The organism is Deinococcus radiopugnans ATCC 19172, from assembly GCF_006335125.1.
Lineage (GTDB): Bacteria > Deinococcota > Deinococci > Deinococcales > Deinococcaceae > Deinococcus > Deinococcus radiopugnans.
In genome coordinates this window covers 124,193-143,513 of the sequence record NZ_VDMO01000011.1, presented here as the reverse complement: position 1 = coordinate 143,513, position 19,321 = coordinate 124,193, and the positions used below count along the sequence as shown (strand labels likewise).

The 19,321-nt window shown below is 68.1% G+C and carries 17 protein-coding genes; 5 read left to right on the top strand and 12 right to left on the bottom strand.

The window, feature by feature from the left end:
* The first annotated feature begins 64 nt into the window (after nucleotides 1-64).
* Nucleotides 65-832: a 3-hydroxybutyrate dehydrogenase gene (locus FHR04_RS11860; RefSeq protein ID WP_139403546.1), complete on the top strand. Its 768-nt coding sequence runs from the start codon at nucleotides 65-67 to the stop codon at nucleotides 830-832.
* Between the two features lie 16 nt (nucleotides 833-848).
* On the opposite strand, the gene FHR04_RS11855 is transcribed toward FHR04_RS11860, so the two are convergent.
* The 6 genes from FHR04_RS11855 to FHR04_RS11830 form a co-directional block, all read right to left on the bottom strand.
* A complete protein-coding gene (locus FHR04_RS11855) occupies nucleotides 849-1,340 on the bottom strand; it encodes a CAP domain-containing protein (RefSeq protein ID WP_139403544.1) in 492 nt (163 codons plus the stop codon).
* A 67-nt stretch (nucleotides 1,341-1,407) separates the two neighbouring features.
* Nucleotides 1,408-3,438, bottom strand: coding sequence for a M3 family metallopeptidase (locus FHR04_RS11850; RefSeq protein WP_139403593.1), 2,031 nt, complete (start codon nucleotides 3,436-3,438; stop codon nucleotides 1,408-1,410).
* Between the two features lie 88 nt (nucleotides 3,439-3,526).
* The gene (locus FHR04_RS11845; protein WP_039683449.1) at nucleotides 3,527-4,708 is read right to left on the bottom strand and encodes a cation:proton antiporter; all 1,182 of its coding nucleotides are present in this window, start codon (nucleotides 4,706-4,708) and stop codon (nucleotides 3,527-3,529) included.
* Nucleotides 4,709-4,727: 19 nt separating this feature from the next.
* Nucleotides 4,728-5,255 (bottom strand): cation:proton antiporter regulatory subunit, encoded by a 528-nt coding sequence (locus tag FHR04_RS11840; RefSeq protein WP_052195313.1) that lies wholly within the window; start codon nucleotides 5,253-5,255, stop codon nucleotides 4,728-4,730.
* A gap of 96 nt (nucleotides 5,256-5,351) precedes the next feature.
* Complete coding sequence (gene trmB / locus FHR04_RS11835) at nucleotides 5,352-6,332, bottom strand: tRNA (guanine(46)-N(7))-methyltransferase TrmB (protein ID WP_139403542.1); 981 nt, start codon at nucleotides 6,330-6,332, stop codon at nucleotides 5,352-5,354.
* Entirely contained in the window at nucleotides 6,329-7,081 is a 753-nt protein-coding gene (locus FHR04_RS11830; RefSeq protein WP_139403591.1) for an FAD-dependent oxidoreductase, read from the bottom strand. The genes trmB and FHR04_RS11830 overlap by 4 nt, the downstream gene beginning before the upstream one ends.
* A gap of 99 nt (nucleotides 7,082-7,180) precedes the next feature.
* Between FHR04_RS11830 and FHR04_RS11825 the strand changes: the two genes are divergently transcribed.
* Nucleotides 7,181-7,738 carry an SRPBCC family protein gene (locus FHR04_RS11825; protein ID WP_039683444.1) on the top strand — a complete coding sequence of 186 codons (558 nt, stop codon included), beginning with the start codon at nucleotides 7,181-7,183 and terminating at the stop codon, nucleotides 7,736-7,738.
* A gap of 58 nt (nucleotides 7,739-7,796) precedes the next feature.
* Here FHR04_RS11825 and FHR04_RS11820 read toward each other — a convergent pair whose 3' ends face one another.
* Entirely contained in the window at nucleotides 7,797-8,105 is a 309-nt protein-coding gene (locus FHR04_RS11820; protein WP_039683442.1) for a hypothetical protein, read from the bottom strand.
* 4 nt (nucleotides 8,106-8,109) lie between these two features.
* Nucleotides 8,110-11,013 carry a type I DNA topoisomerase gene (gene topA / locus FHR04_RS11815; protein WP_139403540.1) on the bottom strand — a complete coding sequence of 968 codons (2,904 nt, stop codon included), beginning with the start codon at nucleotides 11,011-11,013 and terminating at the stop codon, nucleotides 8,110-8,112.
* A gap of 273 nt (nucleotides 11,014-11,286) precedes the next feature.
* On the opposite strand from topA, the gene FHR04_RS11810 reads away from it, so the two are divergent.
* Complete coding sequence (locus tag FHR04_RS11810) at nucleotides 11,287-11,859, top strand: YdcF family protein (RefSeq protein WP_139403538.1); 573 nt, start codon at nucleotides 11,287-11,289, stop codon at nucleotides 11,857-11,859.
* 42 nt (nucleotides 11,860-11,901) lie between these two features.
* On the opposite strand, the gene murJ is transcribed toward FHR04_RS11810, so the two are convergent.
* The 3 genes from murJ to pgm all read right to left on the bottom strand — a co-directional run bounded on the left by murJ (nucleotide 11,902) and on the right by pgm (nucleotide 15,629).
* Nucleotides 11,902-13,383: a murein biosynthesis integral membrane protein MurJ gene (gene murJ / locus FHR04_RS11805; RefSeq protein WP_249039097.1), complete on the bottom strand. Its 1,482-nt coding sequence runs from the start codon at nucleotides 13,381-13,383 to the stop codon at nucleotides 11,902-11,904.
* A 136-nt stretch (nucleotides 13,384-13,519) separates the two neighbouring features.
* Nucleotides 13,520-13,993: a hypothetical protein gene (locus tag FHR04_RS11800; RefSeq protein WP_039683435.1), complete on the bottom strand. Its 474-nt coding sequence runs from the start codon at nucleotides 13,991-13,993 to the stop codon at nucleotides 13,520-13,522.
* A gap of 1 nt (nucleotide 13,994) precedes the next feature.
* Nucleotides 13,995-15,629, bottom strand: coding sequence for a phosphoglucomutase (alpha-D-glucose-1,6-bisphosphate-dependent) (pgm, locus tag FHR04_RS11795; protein ID WP_139403534.1), 1,635 nt, complete (start codon nucleotides 15,627-15,629; stop codon nucleotides 13,995-13,997).
* Nucleotides 15,630-15,795: 166 nt separating this feature from the next.
* Here pgm and FHR04_RS21400 point away from each other — a divergent pair, with 166 nt between their 5' ends.
* Nucleotides 15,796-16,374, top strand: a complete 579-nt coding sequence (locus FHR04_RS21400) for a hypothetical protein (protein WP_249039095.1) — start codon at nucleotides 15,796-15,798, stop codon at nucleotides 16,372-16,374.
* A gap of 115 nt (nucleotides 16,375-16,489) precedes the next feature.
* Nucleotides 16,490-17,038, top strand: a complete 549-nt coding sequence (locus FHR04_RS11785; RefSeq protein ID WP_139403532.1) for a hypothetical protein — start codon at nucleotides 16,490-16,492, stop codon at nucleotides 17,036-17,038.
* Between the two features lie 56 nt (nucleotides 17,039-17,094).
* Here the strand turns inward: FHR04_RS11785 and FHR04_RS11780 are convergent, their stop codons facing one another.
* Complete coding sequence (locus FHR04_RS11780; RefSeq protein WP_249039094.1) at nucleotides 17,095-19,272, bottom strand: HelD family protein; 2,178 nt, start codon at nucleotides 19,270-19,272, stop codon at nucleotides 17,095-17,097.
* Nucleotides 19,273-19,321: the final 49 nt, after the last annotated feature.

Sequence of the window (19,321 nt, the reverse complement as noted above, 5' to 3'; positions counted from 1 at the left end):
CCCGTGCAGTCCTGCCCCTGCCCACTGAACGCCCCGGTAACGCCCCTGGCCTACACTCGGGGGCATGACAACACAGCAGCAAAGGGTGGCGCTGGTCACGGGCGGCACCGGCGGCATCGGCATCGCCATCGCGCGCCGCTTCCAGGAGGATGGCCTGCGGGTGGCCGTGCTCGATCTGGATCGGCCCGAGGCACGTGAGATCGGCGCCCAGCACGGCCTGACCTTTATCGGGGCAGACCTGGGGCGGCGTGAGGACTGCCGCCGCGCCGTGGACGAGACGGTGGCCGCGCTGGGCGGGCTGGACGTGCTCGTCAACAACGCGGGCTTCCAGCACATTGCCCCGGTGGCCGACTTCCCCGAGGACACCTGGGACGCCATGCTGCGCGTGATGCTGACCGCGCCCTTTTTGCTGTCCAGGTACGCCTGGCCGCACCTGACGCGCAGTGGTCAGGGCCGCATCATCAACATCTCCAGCATTCACGGCCACGTCGCCAGCCCTTTCAAGAGCGCGTATGTCAGCGCCAAGCACGGCCTGATCGGCCTGACGCGCACGGCGGCGCTGGAGGCGGGCGAGCAGGGCCTGACCGTGAACGCCATCTGCCCCGGCTACGTGCGGACGCCGCTGGTCACCGGCCAGATGGCTGATCAGGCCCGCACGCGCGGCATCAGCCCCGAGGAGGTTGAGCAGAAGGTGATGCTGGAAAGTGCGGCCATCAAGCAACTGCTGAACCCCGAAGACATTGCCGCCCTGGCCAGCTACGTCGCCAGCCCCGCCGCCTGGGGCATGACCGGGGCGGTGCTGGATCTGGATCTGGGGTGGACGGCTCGGTAGAGGGAAAGGTCTGCGCTTACCTCGGTTGGCTGCTCAGCACGATCACGTAGGCGGTGCCGCGTGAGCCGCGCACCACGCTGGCCCCGGCGTGGGTGTATCGGCGCTCGGTCATCCAGTAGCAGTGCACGGGGCTGCTCAGCCACCAGCGCATCGCCGCTTCGGTATTGAGGCCCGTGCCCATGTACACGATCTCGGTGACGCTGGTGGCGCTGACCCCGGTGCTGGCCGCCCGAATGCGCGGCGTGCTGCCGTTCTGCCCGCTGTGGGTGATGCGCCCGGACGAGCCCATATACCCGGCCTGCAGGCGGGCGGCCTGGGCGTGCGGGGCGCTGGCCTGCAAGGCTCCGGCCACGGGGCGCCGCCCGCTGCCCGGACAGCTCACGCCCTGCGCCCGCACCGCGTTCAGCCGCACCAGCAACTGCGCCTCCGGAGTGGCCTGGGCCTGGGTGACCGAGGTGGTCAGCAGGGGTGTCAGGGCGGCGACGAGCAGCAACGCGCGTTTGACCATCCGCGCAGGATAACGCAAAGGCCCTCCAGCCCCTTTTCACGGGGAGCCGGAGGGCCGACACAGAGGTTTACGCGGGCAACAGGCCGCTGCGGCGCAGCAGGGCGTCGGCGTCGGGGTCACGGCCCATGAATTCGCGGTACAGCTGGGCGGGGTCTTCGCTGCCCCCCCGGCTCAGCACGCTGTCCACAAAGGCGCGGCCCGTCTCGCGATTGAAGATGCCCTCGCTGGCGAAGCGCGAGAAGGCGTCGGCGTCCAGCACCTCGGCCCACTTGTAGCTGTAGTACCCGGCCCCGTAGCCCACCGGGCTGGAGAACAGGTGGCTGAAGGCCGCCACCATCGAGTAGTCCCCCGGCAGCGGGTACGGCACGAAACGGGCCATGCTGTCGCGGGCCAGGGCCACCGGATCGGCGTCGCCCGCCGGATCGTACTCGACATGCAGCAGCAGATCGGTTGCGCCAAAGGAGTACTGGCGCATGGCGGTGTTCGCGGCGCGGTAGTTGCGGGCGGCCACCATCTTGTCGAAGAGGTCTTGCGGCAGCGCCTCGCCGGTCTGGTAGTGGCGGGCGAACAGATCCAGGGCGCCCCGCTCCATCACCCAGTTCTCCATGATCTGGCTGGGCAGCTCCACGAAGTCCCACGCGACGCTGGTGCCGCTCAGCGACTTGACCGGCACCCTGGACAGCGCATGGTGCAGCAGGTGGCCGAACTCGTGGAACACGGTTTCCACCTCGCGGATCGACAGCAGCGCGGGCGTGTCCTTGCCGGGAGGGGTCATGTTGCCGCACATCAGGCCCAGGTGGGGATCCACGCCGCCCTCGCGGGGGCCACCGGTGATGAAGCCGTTCATCCACGCCCCGGCCCGCTTGGTGTCGCGCGGGAACCAGTCGGTGTAGAACGAGGCGACGTGCGTGCCGGCCTCGTCGTGGATGTCGTAGTAGCGCACCTCGGGATGCCAGCCGGGGGCCTGCGACTCCTTGACCGACGCGCCGAACACGCGGCGGGTGATCTCGAACAGGCCGGACAGCACACTGTCCATCGGGAAGTAGGGGCGCAGCGCCTCCTCGTCAAAGTCGTACTGCGCCTGACGCTGCTTCTCGGCCCAGTACGCCACGTCCCAGGCTTCCAGGGCGGGGGCGTCCGCACCAGCGTGCTGGCGGTAGAAAGCTTCCAGCTCCTCGTTCTCGCGCTCGTAGGCGGGGCGGGTGCGGGCTTCCAGATCGCGTTCGAAGTTCAGGGCCGTCTCGCCGCCCCCGGCCATGCGGTCTTGCAGCACGTAGTCGGCGAAGTTGGCGAAGCCCAGCAATTCCGCTTTTTCTCGGCGCAGCTTCAGGATTTCCCGGATCAGCGGGCGGTTGTCGCGCCCGTCCTGCTTGCCCACCTGCCCCTGCGCCTCCCAGATCTCGCGGCGCAGCTCGCGGTCGTCGGCGTAGGTCATCAGCGGTGTGGTAATCGGCTGGTGCAGGGTCAGGCGGTGGCCGTCCTTGCCGCGCTCCTGGGCGTCCTCGCGGGTGGCGTCCACCACGCGCTGCGGCACGCCGGCCAGCCTCTCCCCGTCCACGTACAGCTCGTAGGCGGCGGTGGCGTCCAGCACGTTCTTGCCGAAATCGCTGGTCACGCGGGCCAGCCGGGTGTTCAGCTCCAGCAGCCGGGCCTTGTCGGCCCCCTCCAGATCGGCCCCCTCGCGCCGGAAGTCGTCGATGGTCAGCTTGAGGTGCCGGGCGCGCACCGGATCCAGCCCACGCGCGTCGTCGGTGTCGGCAAAGGCCTTGAGGGCCGCCCACAGGCCGGGATGCAGGCTGAGGTTGGTGTAGAACTCGCTGGTCTTGGGCAGGATCGCCAGCTTGGCCGCCGTCCACTCGGGGCTGCTGACCACGCCGTCGAGGTGGTGGACGATGGTGGTCACGGTGCCCAGCTGCTCGGTCAGGGTGTCCAGGTCGGCCATAAAATTTTGAAACTGCCGCTCGCCAGACCGCGCGAGGCGTTCGAGTCTTTCCTGCGCCTCGGCGAGCAGCTGATCCACGGCGCTCTCGGCGTGCTCGGGCTTGATCTGATCGAAGGGCACCCGGAAACCCACGTTCAGCAGCGGGTTCTCCGTCATCACAGTTGAAGGATTCACGCCCCCGAGTATAAACAGCCGTCCTGTCTCGTCTGGAAGGAAAGGCGCAGAGCGTCCACCCATGCCAACCTCATGTGGGGCCGGGCGCCGACACGTTCTTCGGCGGCTTGTTTCGGTCCAGCAGCGGCGCAAGCTGGGCATCGAAGCGTGACAGCACCGGCCCCAGAATGGCGGTCAGCAGCACGTACACGGCGGCCAGCGGCCCCAGGCTGGGCGCCAGCCCCAGGCCCAGGCCGGCGATGAGAATGCTGAACTCGCCGCGCGGAATCAGCGTGGTGCCGGCGCGAAAGCGGCCGCGAATCTGCACGCCCGCGCGGGCCGCGCCGATCCAGCCCACCGCAAATTTGGTGGCCCCGGTCACCACGGTCAGCAGGACGGCGGGCAGCAGCACGGCGGGGACCTGCGCCAGATTCAGCTGCAGGCCGAAGAACACGAAGAAGACGGCGGCGAAAAGGTCCCGCAGCGGCTCCATCTGCCGCCGCGCCCGGTCCGCCACCTCGCCCGACAGCGCGATGCCCACCAGAAACGCGCCGATGGCCGCGCTCACCTTGAGCTGGTCCGCCACGCCCGCCACCACCAGCACCAGCCCCAGCACGCCCAGCAGCAGCGCCTCGTCGCTGGGCACGTTCATCACGCGGCTCAGGACGTGGCCGTATCTGAGGGCCAGAAAGAAGGCCAGCCCGAAGGCGGCCAGCGCCACCAGCAGGTTCATGCCAATGGCCACCAGCGTTCCGCCGATCAGCAGCGCGGCCACCACCGGCAGGTAGGCGGCCATCACCACGTCCTCGATCACGCACACCGCCAGGATCAGGGGCGTCTCGCGGTTGCCCAGGCGCCCGAAGTCGCGCAGGATCTTGCTGGCGATGCCGCTGGAGGTCAGGTACGTCACGCCGCCCAGCAGGACGGCGGCCAGCGGCGTGAAGCCCAGCAGCACGCCCGCGATCAGCCCCGGCGTGAAATTCAGGGCCAGATCCAGCAGGCCGATCTGGCGGTTGGCCTTGAGGTTGCCGCTGAGTTCCTCACTGGTGTATTCCAGCCCCAGCGTGAACAGCAGCAGCACCGCGCCGATCTCCGCGCCGGTGTGGATGAATTCCTCGGGCGCGTTGCCCAGCGACATGAACGCGCCCAGCCCGATGCCCGCCAGCAGGTACAGCGGAATGGGCGTGATGCCCAGCCGCCCGGCGGCGCGGCCCACCAGGGCCAGCAGCATGATCACGCCGCCCAGTTCCAGAAACAGTTGGCCTAGCTCCACGTCTCACCTCCCAGGGTGTTCAGGAGGCTGATCTAGAGGTCCTGACCAGTTCCTTGTCGTCGGCTTCACCGTTGAGCAGCCGCGCCGCGCGCACCACGCCGCCGGCCGTGCCCACCACCACCACCGTGTCTCCGGCCCGCAACAGGAACTCCGGCCCCGGTGCGGGAATGGCCCCGCCGCCCCGGATCACCGCCACGATGCTGGCCCCGGTGCGCGTGCGCAGCATGGTGCTGCCCAGCGGCCTGCCGTTAAACGGCGTCGTGTCGGCCAGCGGCAGCCAGTCCATCGCCAGACCCTCGATGTCCTGCATGCTCTGGGCCATGCGGCGGGTCACGGTGCTGCCGCCCATCAGGTCCGAGACCACCTCCGCCTCGTCCTCGGACAGCACGATGCTCTGGGCACAGGCGTCGGGGTCTGATTTCAACGACACGAACAGCTCACGCCGCCCGTCGCGGTGCGTGATTACGCCCACGCGTTTGCCGAAGCGCCCATCGAAGTCGTAGCGCATGCCCACGCCGGGCAAGGGGGTTTCATCCAGCTTCACCATCCGTTCAGGATACGGTGTTCGGCGCCGCCAGATTGAGGGTCAGACTGGAGAGTGATGGGCGAATGACGGCGTTCCTTACCCCTCAGCGGCCTCCGCTCAGTAGCCCCGGTGGGTCACCTGTCCACCCGCTTCTTCCAGCCAGTCCGTGACCGCGCCCACGGCGGCCTTGACCCCCGGCGTGATGATCGGGCCACCAAATTTGGAGAGCCGGACCAGATGGCTGCCGTCCTCGCGCCCGGTAATGCCAATCAGCACTTCCTGCGTGAGTTCGCCTTCCACGACGTGGGCAAGGGCCACCCAGCCATCCCGGCGCAGGCTGGCGTACAGGTCCAGCAGGATCACGGTCCAGCCGCCCCCACGGACTGTGCGTTTCTCGAAGGGCTGGCCGGGAACGGCAGGGACAAACGCTGGGGGCAAGGTCAGGATGGCGTGTGGCACGTGATCAGGGTCCTCCGGGTAAGGGCGGATGTCGCCGTGCGGGACGTCCGGGTGGGCGGTGGGCGTGAAGCGGGCATGCTGCGGGGCCAGGCCCAGATCCCGCCACTTCAGGGCGTATTTGGTTTCCAGCGCGGCGGGCGGGGGGGCGGTCAATTCCACGGCCATCACGCCGCTGTCGCGCGCCGCCTGGCACGCAAAGTCGAAATACTCGTCGTGATCGGTGGTCAGTAGCACCGCGCCACCGGGTTTCAGGCGCGAGGCGGCCAGCTGAAAGAACGGCACGCGCAGCAGACGGTGCTCCAGATGCCCCGCCTTCGGCCAGGGGTCGGGGAAATTGACGATGATGCCGTCCAGCCCGGCCTGCGGCACCACCTCGCGCAGCAACACGTCGGCGGGCAGCTTGGTCAGGACGGCGTTGTCCAGACCCGCGTTTTTAAGGCGGCGGTGGGCCTTGAGCAACGAAACCCCGGACAGTTCCACCCCCAGGTAGTTGGGCGGCGCGCCGAACGTGGCGGCGTGATGCGGCCAGAAGCGCCCGTCCCCGAAGCCGATTTCCAGCACCCAGGGGCGCTCGGGCGCCTGCGGGTACAGGCGCGAGGCGGCGTCGGGAAAGTGGAAGTCACCCAGCGGATAGATCATGCGCCCACCACGCCCAGGGCCAGCAACGCGTCGGCCAGCCGGGCGGCGTCCTCCAGCACGCTGCGGTACGAGCACCCGCCGGGCAACACGCGGCCCACCGCCCGCACCCGGTCGAAGCGGGTCAGCACAAAGCCGTCCAGCTCGCCGGGCGCGGGCGTCAGGAAGCGCACGTCGTAGGGTGGGGCGCCGTCCACCCCCGCCGCCGTGGCCTCCGCACCGATCAGGAAGACGCCGGAGCGGGCCAGATCGTCCGCCAGGAAATCGTAGGCCACCTCGGAGAGCCGCCCCGCCTCCTCCATGCTGTCGCCGATCAGCAGGCGGCCCTTGAGGAAGGCCCCCACCGCCAGCACGGCCTGACGGGCGCGCAGCTTCGGCCCCTCCCAGGTGGACAGCACGATTTCGCCTTCCGTCTCGTCCAGCTCGGTCACGGTGCTCTGGAGCAGGTGGATGCCGGAGGTGCCCTCGATTTCCGCCTTGAGCTGGCGGTGGAACGTCCAGCCGTCGGTGTCGGGGGCCAGCTGGTCACGAATCTGGGCGAACACGCTGCCGTCTGGAAAATCGGCGCCGTCAATCGTCGGCGCGTACAGGTTGCCCAGGTGATCCAGCGCCTGCGACACCAGCAGCACGTCCGCGCCCGCGCGGGCCAGCCGCCACGCCAGCTCGGTGCCGGCCAGGCCCGCGCCCACCACCGCCACGTCGTACAGGTGGCCCGGCTGCGGCTGGCTGCGGGGGGTCAGGGGTCCAAACATCACGGGGCAGAGTGTAGCAAGCAGGCTGCGGGAGAGGCAGGCGCGGCACCCGGCTTCCACTCCGCTGCAGCCTCCGCCCCGCGCTACAGTGGCGGCATTATGTCCGAGTCCATCAGCATCAAGCAGACCATCGTGGTCCGGTCCCGCCCGGACGTGCTCTACCGGCTGGCGCTGGAGCCGCGCCGCCGCGTCAAGTGGGATCCCAATCTGGTGGGGGCCGAATACGAGGGCGGGGAGGGCCGCCTGACCAACAATGCCCTGGTGCGCTTCAAGTTCTCGCGCAAGCTGCTGGGCCTGAGTTTCACCGCCAAATACGGCCAGCTCCAGGCCCCCCAGCGCGGCGGCTGGGAAAGCGTGCGGCACGTGGGGCCGCTGGAGAAACTGACCCAGGGCTGGCAGTTCAAGCCCATGCCCGGCGGCACCGAGGTCACGCTGAGCCTGAACGGCCGCGTCCGCTACAACTGGATCAAGACGCCCGTGGAGCGCGTCCTGAACAACATGGTGGTCACCACGCTGATCGCCCTGCAGCGCACCGTGGACGCCCAGGGCGCACAGCTAATGGAAGACATGGGCCGTGAGATTCAGGAAAAGCAGAAGGCGGAGGCCAAAGCCGCGAAGGAAGCGGCAAAGGCCAACAAGGGCAAGAAAAAGAAATAACGCAAGGGAGGGTCAGGAGGCGGACTGCCCCACCGGGTGCCCGCCTGTCCTCATCACGCTACCCGGCGTCCACCGAGAGCAGCAGCACACTGCCCTCTTTCGTGTCGAAGGCCGTCCACGCTTCATCCGCCGTGACGCGGTAGCCCTCGCCGGGGCGCAGGCGCACGAAATTGTTCAGGGGCAGATCGATCACGGCCTCGCCGCTCAGGCAGACGAGCCAGCCGGTCACAGGCTCGCCGCTCAGTTTGCCGTTCAGGTTTAGCACCCGCAGCTCGCCGCCGGGCAGGCCCACCCACTGCCCCGGCGCACTCTGGGCCAGCCGGGTCAGGTGGAGGGACTGGGGAACGGCAACTTTTTCGCGGGCCATTCCCCTACTCTCCGCGCGCCGCCTGGTTCAGCTTCTTGCTGGCCTGCAACGCCATGCCCTTGGCTTTTTTGACGTCCAGGCCCAGTTCGGGCGCCACGTCGTCCACCTTGCGGCCCTGCTCACGGGTGGCGGTCACCAGCTGCTGTTCCTGCGCCGAGAGCACCTTCAGATGCGGCTTGAGCTGCGCCCAGGTGAAGGTGGGCTTCGCCGGAGCCTTGGCGGGCGCCTTTTTGGTGGTCTTGACCGCCGGGGCTTTGGTGGCCGCCTTCTTCGCCGGGGCTTTTTTGGGAGCCGCGCTGCGTGCCGCCGGCTTCTTCGCTGCCCCCGTCTTGGCCGCCGCTTTCCGGGGCTTCCCGGCTTTCGCCTTCGGCTCCTTGCCGCGCTCCTCCAGGATTTCCAGGGCGCGTTCGGCGGTCAGGTTGTCCTCGGATTCCCCCTTGCGCAGGGTGGCGTTGCGTTCGCCGTCGGTCAGGTAGGGGCCGAAACGTCCAGACTTCAGGACGATGTCGGCGCGGCCCTCATACTTGTAGGTGCTCAGCGGCGGCGTGGGGGTGCGGCCCTTGGCGAAACGCGGTTGCAGGAACAGCGCTTCGGCCTCGGGCAGCGTGACCGTGAACAGTTCCTCGTGCGCCGTCAGGCTGCGGCTGTCGCTTCCGCGCTTCAGGTACGGGCCGTACTTGCCGTTCAGCGCCCAGACCTCCTCGCCTTCAGAAGTGCCGACCAGCCGGGGCAGACTCAGGAGTTTCAGGGCGCGCGGCAGCGTCAGGGTGTCCAGATCGTCAGTGGGAAACAGGCTGGCGGTGCGGATCGGCGGGTTTTCCGCGCCCAGCGTGACGTAGGGGCCGTAGCGCCCGGCGCGGGCCACCACCGGATGCCCGCTGGCCTCGTCGATGCCCAGGGGCCGGTCTCCGCTGGGGCGGCTCATGATCTCCTCGGCTTTTTCCAGCGTCAGCTCGTCCGGGGCCAGCCCCTCGGGCAGGTTGGCCTTGTCCTCGCCGCGCTGCATGTAGGGGCCGTAGCGCCCCACCCGCACCTCGATGCCGCTGTCCACGAGCCGGGGCACGGCGATGGTGGCAATCCCGCGCGCGTCGATCTCGCCCATCTGGCGGTCAATCAGGGGCCGCAGGGCCATGCCCTCGCCCCCAACGCCCAGGTAAAAGCGCTTGAGGTACGGCACCCGCTGGGCGCGTCCCCCGGCGATGTCGTCCAGATCCTCTTCCATCTTGGCCGTGAAGTCGTAGTCCACCAGAGTGCCGAAGTGGTGTTCCAGCAGCGCGGAGGTGGCAAACGCCGTCCAGCTGGGCACCAGCGCCTGCCCCTTCTTGGTGGCGTAACCGCGATCCTGAATGGTGCCCAGAATGCTGGCGTAGGTGCTGGGCCGGCCGATGCCCGCGCCTTCCAGCGACTGCACCAGGCTGGCCTCGGTGTAGCGGGCCGGGGGCTGGGTCTCGTGGCCCTCGGGCTTGACGGTCTCGGCGGTGACGCGCTGGCCCTGTTTCAGTGGGGGCAGCGGCGTTTCGCGGTCTTCCAGCGCCGCACTCGGATCGTCGCTGCCCTCTACGTAGGCGCGCAGGAAGCCGGGGAAGTCGATGGTGCGGCCCGAGGCGCTCAGGCCCACGTCCTCGCCGGTTTTCGCCTTGCCCCCCAGGCGTACCCGCAGGCTGCGGCCCCGCGCGTCGGCCATCTGACAGGCCACGGTGCGCTTCCAGATCAGGTCATACAGGCGCCACTCATCGCCGCCCAGCTCACCGCGCAGGGAATCCGGCGTGCGGAAGCTGCTGCCGGCGGGCCGGATCGCCTCGTGGGCTTCCTGGGCGTTCTTGGCCTTTTTGGCGTACACGCGCGGCTGCGGCGACAGGTAGGGCTGCCCGTACATCTGCGACACCTGCTTGCGCGCCGCCGTGACCGCCTCGGCGGACAGGTTGGTGCTGTCGGTGCGCATGTAGGTGATGTAGCCGCCCTCGTACAGCCGCTGGGCGGCGCGCATGGTGCGGGTGGCGGCAAAACCCAGCTTGCGGCTGCCCTCCTGCTGGAGGGTGGAGGTAATAAACGGCGGGTACGGACGCTGCGTGAACGGCTTTTCCTCGGCAGAGGTGACGGTCAGCGGCTGACCGGTCAGGCCAGCGGCCAGGGCGCGGGCCTCGGCCTCGGACAGCGTGCGAACCTTCGCGTCGGGCTTCAGCTTGCCGGTCAGAGCGTCGAAGTCCTTGCCCACCGCCAGCTTTTGCCCGGCAACATCGGTCAGGCGGGCGGGGAACGTGGCGGCCTCCGCCGTGCGCCCGGTGACCAGCAGATCCCACCACATGGCGCTCACGAAGCGCATCCGCTCGCGCTCGCGCTCGACGAGCATGCGCGTGGCGACACTCTGCACGCGGCCCGCCGACAGCTTGGGGGCCACCTTCTTCCACAGCACCGGGCTAACCTCGTAACCATACAGCCGATCCAGCGCGCGGCGGGCCTCCTGCGCCTCCACCAGATTGGTGTCGATCTGGCGCGGCGAGGCAATGGCGGCCTGAATCGCCTCCCTGGTGATCTCGTGAAAGACCATGCGTTTGACCGGCACCTTCGGCTTCAGCTCCTGAAACAGGTGCCACGCGATGCTCTCGCCCTCGCGGTCATCGTCTGTTGCCAGGATGATCTCGTCGGCGTCGGCGGCCATCTTGCGCAGTTTGGCGACGTGCTGCCGCTTCTCGGGCGACACCACGTACAGCGGCTGAAAGTCGTTCTCGATGTCCAGGCCCAGGCGCGCCCAGGCCAGCCCCTTGTACTTTTCGGGAATGTCCGCCGCGCTCTTGGGCAGGTCACGGATGTGCCCGATCGAGGATTCCACCGCGTACCCTTTTCCCAGGTACTTCTCGATGGTGCGGGCTTTGGCGGGGGATTCGACAATCACGAGGGTCTTGGACATAAGGGGGTTACTCTCCTGGAACTGCGCTTGCCCGGTGTGCCCGGCGCGGCGATGTCTTCCGCAAACCCGGCAGGGTCTGAAGTGAGGCCCGAGCGTAGCACGCCCCCCAGCAGGGTTTCGGGAGGTAAGGCGCAAAAGCGGCAGGCAGAAGGCGCCGCCGAACCGCTGCCTGGTATCCCCAGCGGGGGCATCGAAAGGGCGCGCCTGGACGGCGCCTGTCGCCCAAGTCCACCCCGTTCACCTTGACGTTTTCTTCATGCTACGCTGCCCGCCATGCGCAATCGGGGGTCTGCCCTCAACGTTCTGCCCCTGGCTGTCCTGGCCGTGCTGGCCGCCGGTTTTCTGGTACTGCCGGGCCTGCGGGTGCCGAATGTCGAGCGCCCGCACCCCACCCTGATCGTGCTGGGGGCAGCGCAGTACGCGGGCAAACCCAGTCCGGCGTTCCAGCGGCGGCTGAACCACGCGCTGGCGCTGTACCGGGACGGCGGCGTGGCGCGGATCGTGGTCACGGGTGGGCGGCGGCCCGGCGATCCCTTCAGCGAGGGCGAGGTGGGGGAGGCGTACCTGGGGGGGCGCGGCGTGCCCGCAGACGCCCTGCTGGCCGAGGCCCGCAGCCGCACCACGATTGAGAACCTGCGTTTTGCCCGTACCATGTTGCCGCCCCACACCCCGGTCACGCTGGTCACCGACGAGGCCCACGCCCCGCGCGCCCTGGCGCTGGCCCGCGCCCTGGGCATCGAGGCCAACGTGAGTGCCAGCCCCCTGAGCCGGGGCGTCAGCCGCAGTTACCTGCTGCGCGAGAAGGTGGCGCTGGTGGCCTACGCGCTGATTGGCATCCGCCTGTAGCAGCGACAGGCAGATGCCTCCCTTGGAAGGCCTTGTAAGGTTTCAGCGCCGCAGCCGCCGCAACAGCCCACCCATCTCCGGCATCCGCAGCACCAGCGCGCCCAGCAGGTAGGCCACCAGGCCCGCACCCCCCGCCACGCTCAGGCCGATCAGGCCGGGGACGATGAAGCCGGGAGCAGGAATGAAAGGAACAAAGCGCAGCGCCAGCCACGCCACCAGCCCGGCCAGCACCGACAGCGGCAGCACCCGCGCCAGATGCCGGGTGATCTCGCGGCCCGGAAAGCCCAGGGCGCGGCGGTACAGCAGGGCCAGTGCCCCGGCCATCAGGATGCCGCTGATGGCGGTGCTGACCCCGAAGCCCAGCAGCCCCAGCGGCGGCACCAGCAGGCGGTACAGCCCCACCTCGACGACAAAGCCTACGGCGCTGACGGTCACGGCCTCCATGGTGCGTTCGCGGGCGTAGAAGGTTCGCAGCAAGACCGTCACGATGGCCCAGGGCACGAGGGCCAGCCCCCAGCCGGTCAGGATGCCGCTGCCCGCCTCGAACCGGGTCAGCGAGTAGTCGGCCCGCAGGTTGAACAGGCTGACCGCGTAGGGTGACAGCGCCACCAGCAGGGCGCTGATCGGGGCGGCCAGAAAGGTGGTGGTGCGGATGCCCTGCACGGTCAGCGCCTTGAAGGCGGCCCAGTCACGCGCGGCGGCGTGTTCGGAAAAACGGGGAAACAGCGCGAGCGCAGGCGACACGACGAACAGGCCGTTCGCCATCGTGAACAGCGCCTCGGCATTCCCGTAGCCGGTCTGCGTGCCCTGCGGAAACTGCGAGGCATTGGTCAGCAGCCGCGTCACGTACAGGTTCAGAAACTGCCGCGCCCCGGCGGTCAGAGTAAAGGGGGCCATCTGCCGCAGCACCCGCAGCAGCGCCGGATTGGGTTTGAGACTCGGCGTGGGCAGCAGCCCGAAACGGTTCAGCGCGGGCAACTGCACCACCAGCTGCGCCACGCCGCCGATCAGCCAGCCGAAAGCCAGCCAGGTGGCGGTGTTGGGCAGCAGCAGCAGCGCCACGATGCTGGCGAGGTTGAAGGCCACCGGGGCGAAGCTGCTCTCGCGAAAATGCTCGTCGGCGTTCAGCAGGCCCATCGCCACGGCGGACAGGCTGATCAGCATCAGGAAGGGCATGACCAGTTGCGTCATGTAGACGGCGACGGCGCGGTCGATGTTGGCGTCCGCTGCCGTCAGTATCCCGACGATCCACGGCGCGGCCAGGATGCCCAGCGCCATCAGCAGGAGGTTGACCGCGATCAGCACGCCGCTGAAGGTCTGGGCCAGCTTCTTTCTCTCGGCGGTATCCAGCGACTTGTAGACCGGAATAAAGGAATTGACCAGCGCGCCCTCGGCCAGCAGCTCGCGCAGCAGGTTGGGAACCTTGACCGCCACGTTGAAGGCGTCGGTCAGCGTGTCGCCGAACAGGTTGATAATCTGCTGGCGCACGATGCCCGACAGCCGCGAACCCAGCGTGCCCGCCATGACGATCAGGGTGTTGGCGCGCAGCGATTTGCGGGGCAGCGGGGCGGGGTTGGCGGGGCCTTTGTCGGTCTCGCGGGGATCGGGGGCGGCGGGCGGGACGGTCACGCGGCCAACTGTAGCGCGTGAGTCGTCGGCTTCAGCCGGGCTGAATGCCCGCGTCCGCCCTGGCCTGCGCCGCGCCGTCCAGCCCGACATGCAGCCACCCTTCCCCGAAAGTCACGTCCAGCGTCAGCCCCCCCAGGTACGCGCGGAGGTGGGCGGGCAGTTCCGCCACCGTGAACGGCGTGCGCGGCGCGGCCACCAGCCGGTACAGTCCCGACTGCTCCGGCACCCGGTCATACACGTAGGCTCCCCGGCGCTGGGGCGGCGTCAGGTGTTCGTCGAATCCGCCCGCCGGGGCGTTGGGCGGCTCGGTTTCGGGGCGGGTGTCGATCCAGACGTGCAGGGCTTCGAGCAATTCCTCGGAGGCCAGGGCCGCCTGGGGCACCCCGGTGTCGCCCGCCGCCATGAACTGCGCCACATGGCCGCGCACGTCGGCGGCGAACCAGTCAAACTCCACGCCCGTCAGCTCCTCGCGGGTGATGACGGTGTGGGGCGCGTTCTCCCCCACCCTACTTGCCTCCCAGCGCCTCGGAAACGACTTCGCGGGCCTCCTCCATCACCTGCTTCAGATGGTCTGCGCCCTTGAAGCTCTCGGCGTAGATCTTGTAGACGTCCTCGGTGCCGCTGGGGCGGGCGGCGAACCACGCCTCAGCGGTGGTGACTTTCAAGCCGCCGATGGGCGCGTCGTTGCCGGGGGCGCGGGTCAGGCGGGCGGTGATCGCGTCGCCCGCCAGCGTCTGGGTCTTCACGTCGTCGGGCGAGAGGTTGCCCAGAATCTTCTTCTGCTCCGGCGTGGCGGGCGCGTCCTGGCGGTCATAGGCGGTGGCGCCGTATTTTCCGGTCAATTCGGCGAAGCGCTGGCTGGGGGTCTTGCCCGTCTTGGCGGTCATCTCGGCGGCCAGCAGACCGGGAATCAGGCCGTCCTTGTCGGTGCTCCAGGCCCCGCCGTTCAGCCGCAGAAAGCTGGCCCCGGCGGATTCCTCGCCGCCGAAGCCCAGATCGCCGGTCAGCAGGCCCTCCACGAAGTATTTGAAGCCCACCGGCACCTCCACCAGCGGACGGCCTATACCGGCGGCCACCCGGTCAATCAGGGCGCTGCTGACCAGGGTTTTGCCCACGCCTGCCGTCGCCCGCCAGCCGGGCCGGTGCTGGAACAGGTAGTCGATCATCACCGCGAGGTAATGGTTGGGATTCATCAGCCCGTCGGCGGTGACGATGCCGTGGCGATCCGCGTCCGGGTCATTGCCCACGGCCACGTCAAAGTCGTCCTTGAGGCGCAGCAGTCCGGCCATCGCGTAGGGGCTGGAGCAGTCCATGCGGATCTTGCCGTCTTTATCCACGCTCATAAAGGCGAAGCGCGGATCGACGGTCTTGTTGACGATCTCAAAGTTCAGGCCGTATTCGGCGACGATGGCCTCCCACACCGGCAGGCTGGCCCCGCCCAGCGGATCGATGCCCACATGCACGCCGGTCTGTTTGATGGCGTCGATGTCGATCACTTCGGGCAGCTGACGCACGTAGGGCGTGATGAAGTCGAACTCTTCCAGCTGGCCCATCGCGTCTTCAAGGGACAGGCGCTTCACGTCACGCATCTCATTTTCGAGGATGGCGTTGGCGCGGGCCTGCACCGCCCCGGTCACGTCGGTGTCGGCGGGGCCGCCGCTGGGCGGGTTGTACTTGAAGCCGCCGTCCTGCGGGGGGTTGTGGCTGGGCGTGATCACGATGCCGTCCGCCGTGCCGCCCTTGCCCGCGCGGTTGTGTTCCAGAATGGCGTGGCTGATCAGCGGCGTGGGAGTCATCACGCCGGGCTGCACGCAGACGCGCACGCCATTGGCGGTCAGCACTTCCAGGGCACTCATCCACGCGGGTTCGGACAGGGCGTGCGAATCCAGGCCCATGAACAGCGGCCCGCTGATGCCCTGGGCGGCGCGGTGTTCGGCCACCGCCTGCGCCACCGCCAGAATATGCGCCTCGTTGAAGGTGCCGTTCAGACTGTTGCCCCGGTGCCCGCTGGTGCCGAAGGCCACGCGTTGCAGGGGATCGTGAACATCCGGGCGCGTCTCGTAGTAGTGGGCCACCAGACGCGGAATATTGGTCAGCAGGCTCTGAGGAGCGGGTTTTCCGGCCAGTTCGCTGAGGGTCATGCCCCGCAGTTTACCGGGCCAGTCCGGGGCCGCCCGCCTCCATGAGCAGAGTGTCGGGAAGGCTTCAAGGCCCCTGCCTGACCAAGCCTTCGCCATCCTGCCAAAGCTCACGTTTTGTAAATGCTCCCGTCACCCAACGGGTTGTCACATGGCTCAGAGTGGCGGCATGAAGAAAATGATGATGGCCGCCGCAGCAATCGGTATGACTGGAATTCTGGCGAGTTGCGGCAGCGGCGAAGCGCCAGACGGCAGTGCGAAGGGCAGCATTGACAGTGTTCGCACCGAGTACCGTCTGAACTCGACGAGCGGCGCTTTCATAGCCTGCGACAACGTAACCGGCAATACGGCGGGGCGCGCCCGCTCAACGCAGGTAGCCGTGAATTTCACCTTGCAGGGCAACATTCAGGACATCACCATCGGCCTGAAGGGGCAAACGAGCGACCGATACGACAACAACTACAAAACCACAGCGACCGGTGAACAACTCGCCAACATTGGAAACGGCAAATACAGAGTCACGTTCGACGCGAACTCGTCCAACGGCGCATTCCTTCCCCAGAGCATCATCGTTAACCCAGTCGCCGTCACGGTGAAGGTGGTCAGCGCGACAGGAAACGTGGGCGGCTTCTACCCGCAGCTCGTCGTTAACACTGGCACCTCCAACTTCACCATCAACAACATTCTGCGGACAGTTCAGGTCTATAGCAATTGCAACGTGACTCAGACCACCCAAGAAGAAATCTGACCTCGTTTTTCGTCAGGGCCAGGGCACCGCGCTCTGGCCTTTTTGTGTGATTGACCCAGATTAGCTCAAGGTAAGCATCATGCGTTCGTCAGGTCCATCAGTCACAGTGAGCAGCATGAAAAGAGTGTTGATGGCAGCGGTAGGACTAACGGGCCTTCTGGCGAGCTGCAGCGTGGAGATCGGAACGCCGATTGTGCCCGTCAGCAATTTGAAGCTGGTGGAGTACACCAGTCAGTACGTTCTGGCGAACGACGCGGTGGACGTGAACACTGGACAGCAGTATTCAAAGAACACTCCAATCATCTGCGACAATCTCAACACCCGCTTAAGAGTGAAGGTAGATTTCGACGGCACAATCGATCAATTCGGGGCACAGTTGAAGGGACGCGATTTCGGAGCCACCAAAACGGTTTACTCACAGCCGCTAGGCAACATTTACTCGGGCAATCCCTCTACATTCGAGTTCGTGGTGGGGCCGAATACCGCTCCGTTGAGCGTCCAACAGAAGGGCCTCAGCGCACAGGACATCATCGTAACGCCCATTAACACCATCTCGGTCAAGGGCGCGTCCTTCATCACCGTGCAGGCCAGGAGTGGGGACGGCACCGTCAGCAACGTCGCCCCCAGTGTCAATGCACTGCCCATCGCCAACTGCTCCAGCTAAAGGTCCGGCCCCTTTCCAGCCGCCCCCACATCGGGGCGGTTTTTGCATTCCCGGCCTTACGCCACCAGCGGGTGCAAGTCGCCCGCGCTGACCAGCCCCAGCCAGTGCAGGGCGCGGCTGGCACTGACGTACAGCAGGCGGCGCTCGTACTCGGTGCTCTCGTCGTAGGTCTGGGCGTTGGCGCTGCTCACGATGGCGGCGCTGAACTCCAGCCCCTTGGCGAGGCTGACCGGCAGCACCACCAGCCCGCCCCGGAAACGGTGTTCCTGCGTGGTGATGGGCTGGGCGTCAGTGTCGAAGTCGCGCAGAGATTCGGCCAGCCGGTCGGCGTCCACGGCGCGGCGGGTCACGATGGCGATATTGACATGCCCGGCGGCCTGCGCGTCCTTGACGGCCTGGGCGATCAGCGGGAGTTCGCCGTGCGGGGCATCGGCGGGGGCCACGTAGCGCTGCACCTCGGCCCCATCACGGTCTACCCCCTGCACCTGGGCGGCGCGGTTGTAGGTGGCGGCAATCCGGGCGCCCAGTTCGGTGATCTGGCGGGTGCTGCGGTAGGTGCGCCCCAGTGTCAGCACCTCCGCGCCGGGCAGCACGGCCTGCACCGCCTCCCAGCTGCTTGGCCCCTTGTAGCCGTGCATGCCCTGGTTCAGATCACCCAGCGCGGTCAGGTGGCCGGGACGGGTGGCGCGGCCCAGCAGCGCGTACAGCAGCGGCGAGTAGTCCTGCGCCTCGTCCAGCACCACGTGGTCAAACGGTTCGAGGGTGCGCCCGTCCAGCCGTCCGATGCCCCCGGTAAACGCCTGCACCGCCAGCATGAGGGGCAGTTCGGTGGCGTCGGCGTGGGCACGGCGCGGGGTGGGAATGCCGCTCAGGGGATCGGTGCCCAGCAGGGCAATCTCGCGTTCGGTCAGCAGGCCACTTGAGCGGAGGGCTTCGGGGCTGCCCAGCAGGCGGCGGGCCTCGGTGACGGGGGTGGTGCTGGCGAAGACGCGGCCCAGCAGCGCGGTCAGCGGCGCGGAAAGCTGGCGCAGCACGCTGGCCTCCTCATCGTCGGGGACGTTCAGCTGCGAGATGGCGAGGTCTTCCACGGCCCGGCGGAAGCCCGCGCGGTAGCCGCTCAGGGGATCGGCGGCAAATACGTCGCGCAGGATGGCGTGCAAGTCGGCGTCGCTCAGGGCGAACACCTGCGCCTCGCGGCGGTTCAGGGCCACCTCTTCCCGCAATGATTGCCCACGCAGGGCGGCGTTAAAGCGATTCCACAGATGGGTTCGCACCACGTCCAGCATGCGGGCGTCGCCCAGCAGCTTGGCGCGTCGCCACGCCAGCGCGCGGCGGGTGTTGTCGTGATCGGTCAGCAGCAGGGTCAGGGTGCGGTCGGTGACCTCCAGCTTTTCCAGGCCCAGCAGTCCGGTGGCCCAGCCCTCGGGCGTGGTCACGTTGACCGGCCCGATGCCCAGTTCCGGCAGGATGCGGGCGGCGTAGGTGGCGAGGACGCGGTTGGGCATCAGCACCATGCACGCCTCGGCCCGCGCCTGATGCGGCCCGCGTTCGGCGTTGGTCATCCACGCCAGGCGGTGAAAGCCGATGGTGGTCTTGCCGGAACCCGCCGCGCCCTGAATGATCACCGGGGTTCCGGCGGGGTAGCGCATGGCGGTGTTCTGCTCGGGCTGGAGCGTTTCCACCACGTCGCGCATGCCGGCGGTGCTGCCCTCCTCCAGCCTTCGCAGCAGCACCTCCTCGCGGCCCCCGGTGTCGCCGCCGGCCTCGTCGTCGTACAGGTCGGTGACGCGGTGCAGGGTCTTGGCCGCGACGTCCAGCTGCCGCCGCCGCTTGATCACGCCCTGCCCGCCCCGGCGCGGCGTCCAGCCCAGGGCGTCGGAGTAGAACAGGCTGCCCACCTCGCTGTCCCAGCCCACCACGCTGTGCGGCCCCTTCACGTCGCGGAAGCCGTGCTTGCCGATGTACAGCGTCTGCTCGCGCCCGCCGACACGCACCTTCAGGCTGCCGAAGTACGGGTGGTGGACGTGCGGCGAGAGCATCGCGGCGTGTTCGCCCGCCTCGTCGGCCAGGATGATGCTGGTTTCCAGATCCGCGCCCATCTGGCGGTCACGGTCTTCCCAGAAGTCGATCTGGCGCAGCATGGCGTCCACCGTGCCCTTCAGATGCGCGGTCTCGTGTGGGAAGTCGGGGTGGCTGTCGTGGACGGCGGGACGTGGGGAAGCAGGAGCAGACATCGCCGCCCAGAATACGGGGTCTGGGCGGCGCGAAAAGCGAGGTTGAGGG

Coding starts and splice junctions, on each gene's coding strand:
- FHR04_RS11850 (WP_139403593.1), bottom strand. CDS start 3,438: ATGACGGAGAACCCGCTGCTGAACGTGGGTTTCCGGGTGCCCTTCGAT.
- FHR04_RS11860 (WP_139403546.1), top strand. CDS start 65: ATGACAACACAGCAGCAAAGGGTGGCGCTGGTCACGGGCGGCACCGGC.
- FHR04_RS11840 (WP_052195313.1), bottom strand. CDS start 5,255: ATGGTGAAGCTGGATGAAACCCCCTTGCCCGGCGTGGGCATGCGCTAC.
- FHR04_RS21400 (WP_249039095.1), top strand. CDS start 15,796: ATGAAGAAAATGATGATGGCCGCCGCAGCAATCGGTATGACTGGAATT.
- topA (WP_139403540.1), bottom strand. CDS start 11,013: ATGTCCAAGACCCTCGTGATTGTCGAATCCCCCGCCAAAGCCCGCACC.
- FHR04_RS11830 (WP_139403591.1), bottom strand. CDS start 7,081: ATGTTTGGACCCCTGACCCCCCGCAGCCAGCCGCAGCCGGGCCACCTG.
- trmB (WP_139403542.1), bottom strand. CDS start 6,332: ATGATCTATCCGCTGGGTGACTTCCACTTTCCCGACGCCGCCTCGCGC.
- FHR04_RS11825 (WP_039683444.1), top strand. CDS start 7,181: ATGTCCGAGTCCATCAGCATCAAGCAGACCATCGTGGTCCGGTCCCGC.
- FHR04_RS11785 (WP_139403532.1), top strand. CDS start 16,490: ATGAAAAGAGTGTTGATGGCAGCGGTAGGACTAACGGGCCTTCTGGCG.
- FHR04_RS11810 (WP_139403538.1), top strand. CDS start 11,287: ATGCGCAATCGGGGGTCTGCCCTCAACGTTCTGCCCCTGGCTGTCCTG.
- FHR04_RS11820 (WP_039683442.1), bottom strand. CDS start 8,105: ATGGCCCGCGAAAAAGTTGCCGTTCCCCAGTCCCTCCACCTGACCCGG.
- FHR04_RS11855 (WP_139403544.1), bottom strand. CDS start 1,340: ATGGTCAAACGCGCGTTGCTGCTCGTCGCCGCCCTGACACCCCTGCTG.
- murJ (WP_249039097.1), bottom strand. CDS start 13,383: ATGGCGGGCACGCTGGGTTCGCGGCTGTCGGGCATCGTGCGCCAGCAG.
- FHR04_RS11780 (WP_249039094.1), bottom strand. CDS start 19,272: ATGTCTGCTCCTGCTTCCCCACGTCCCGCCGTCCACGACAGCCACCCC.
- pgm (WP_139403534.1), bottom strand. CDS start 15,629: ATGACCCTCAGCGAACTGGCCGGAAAACCCGCTCCTCAGAGCCTGCTG.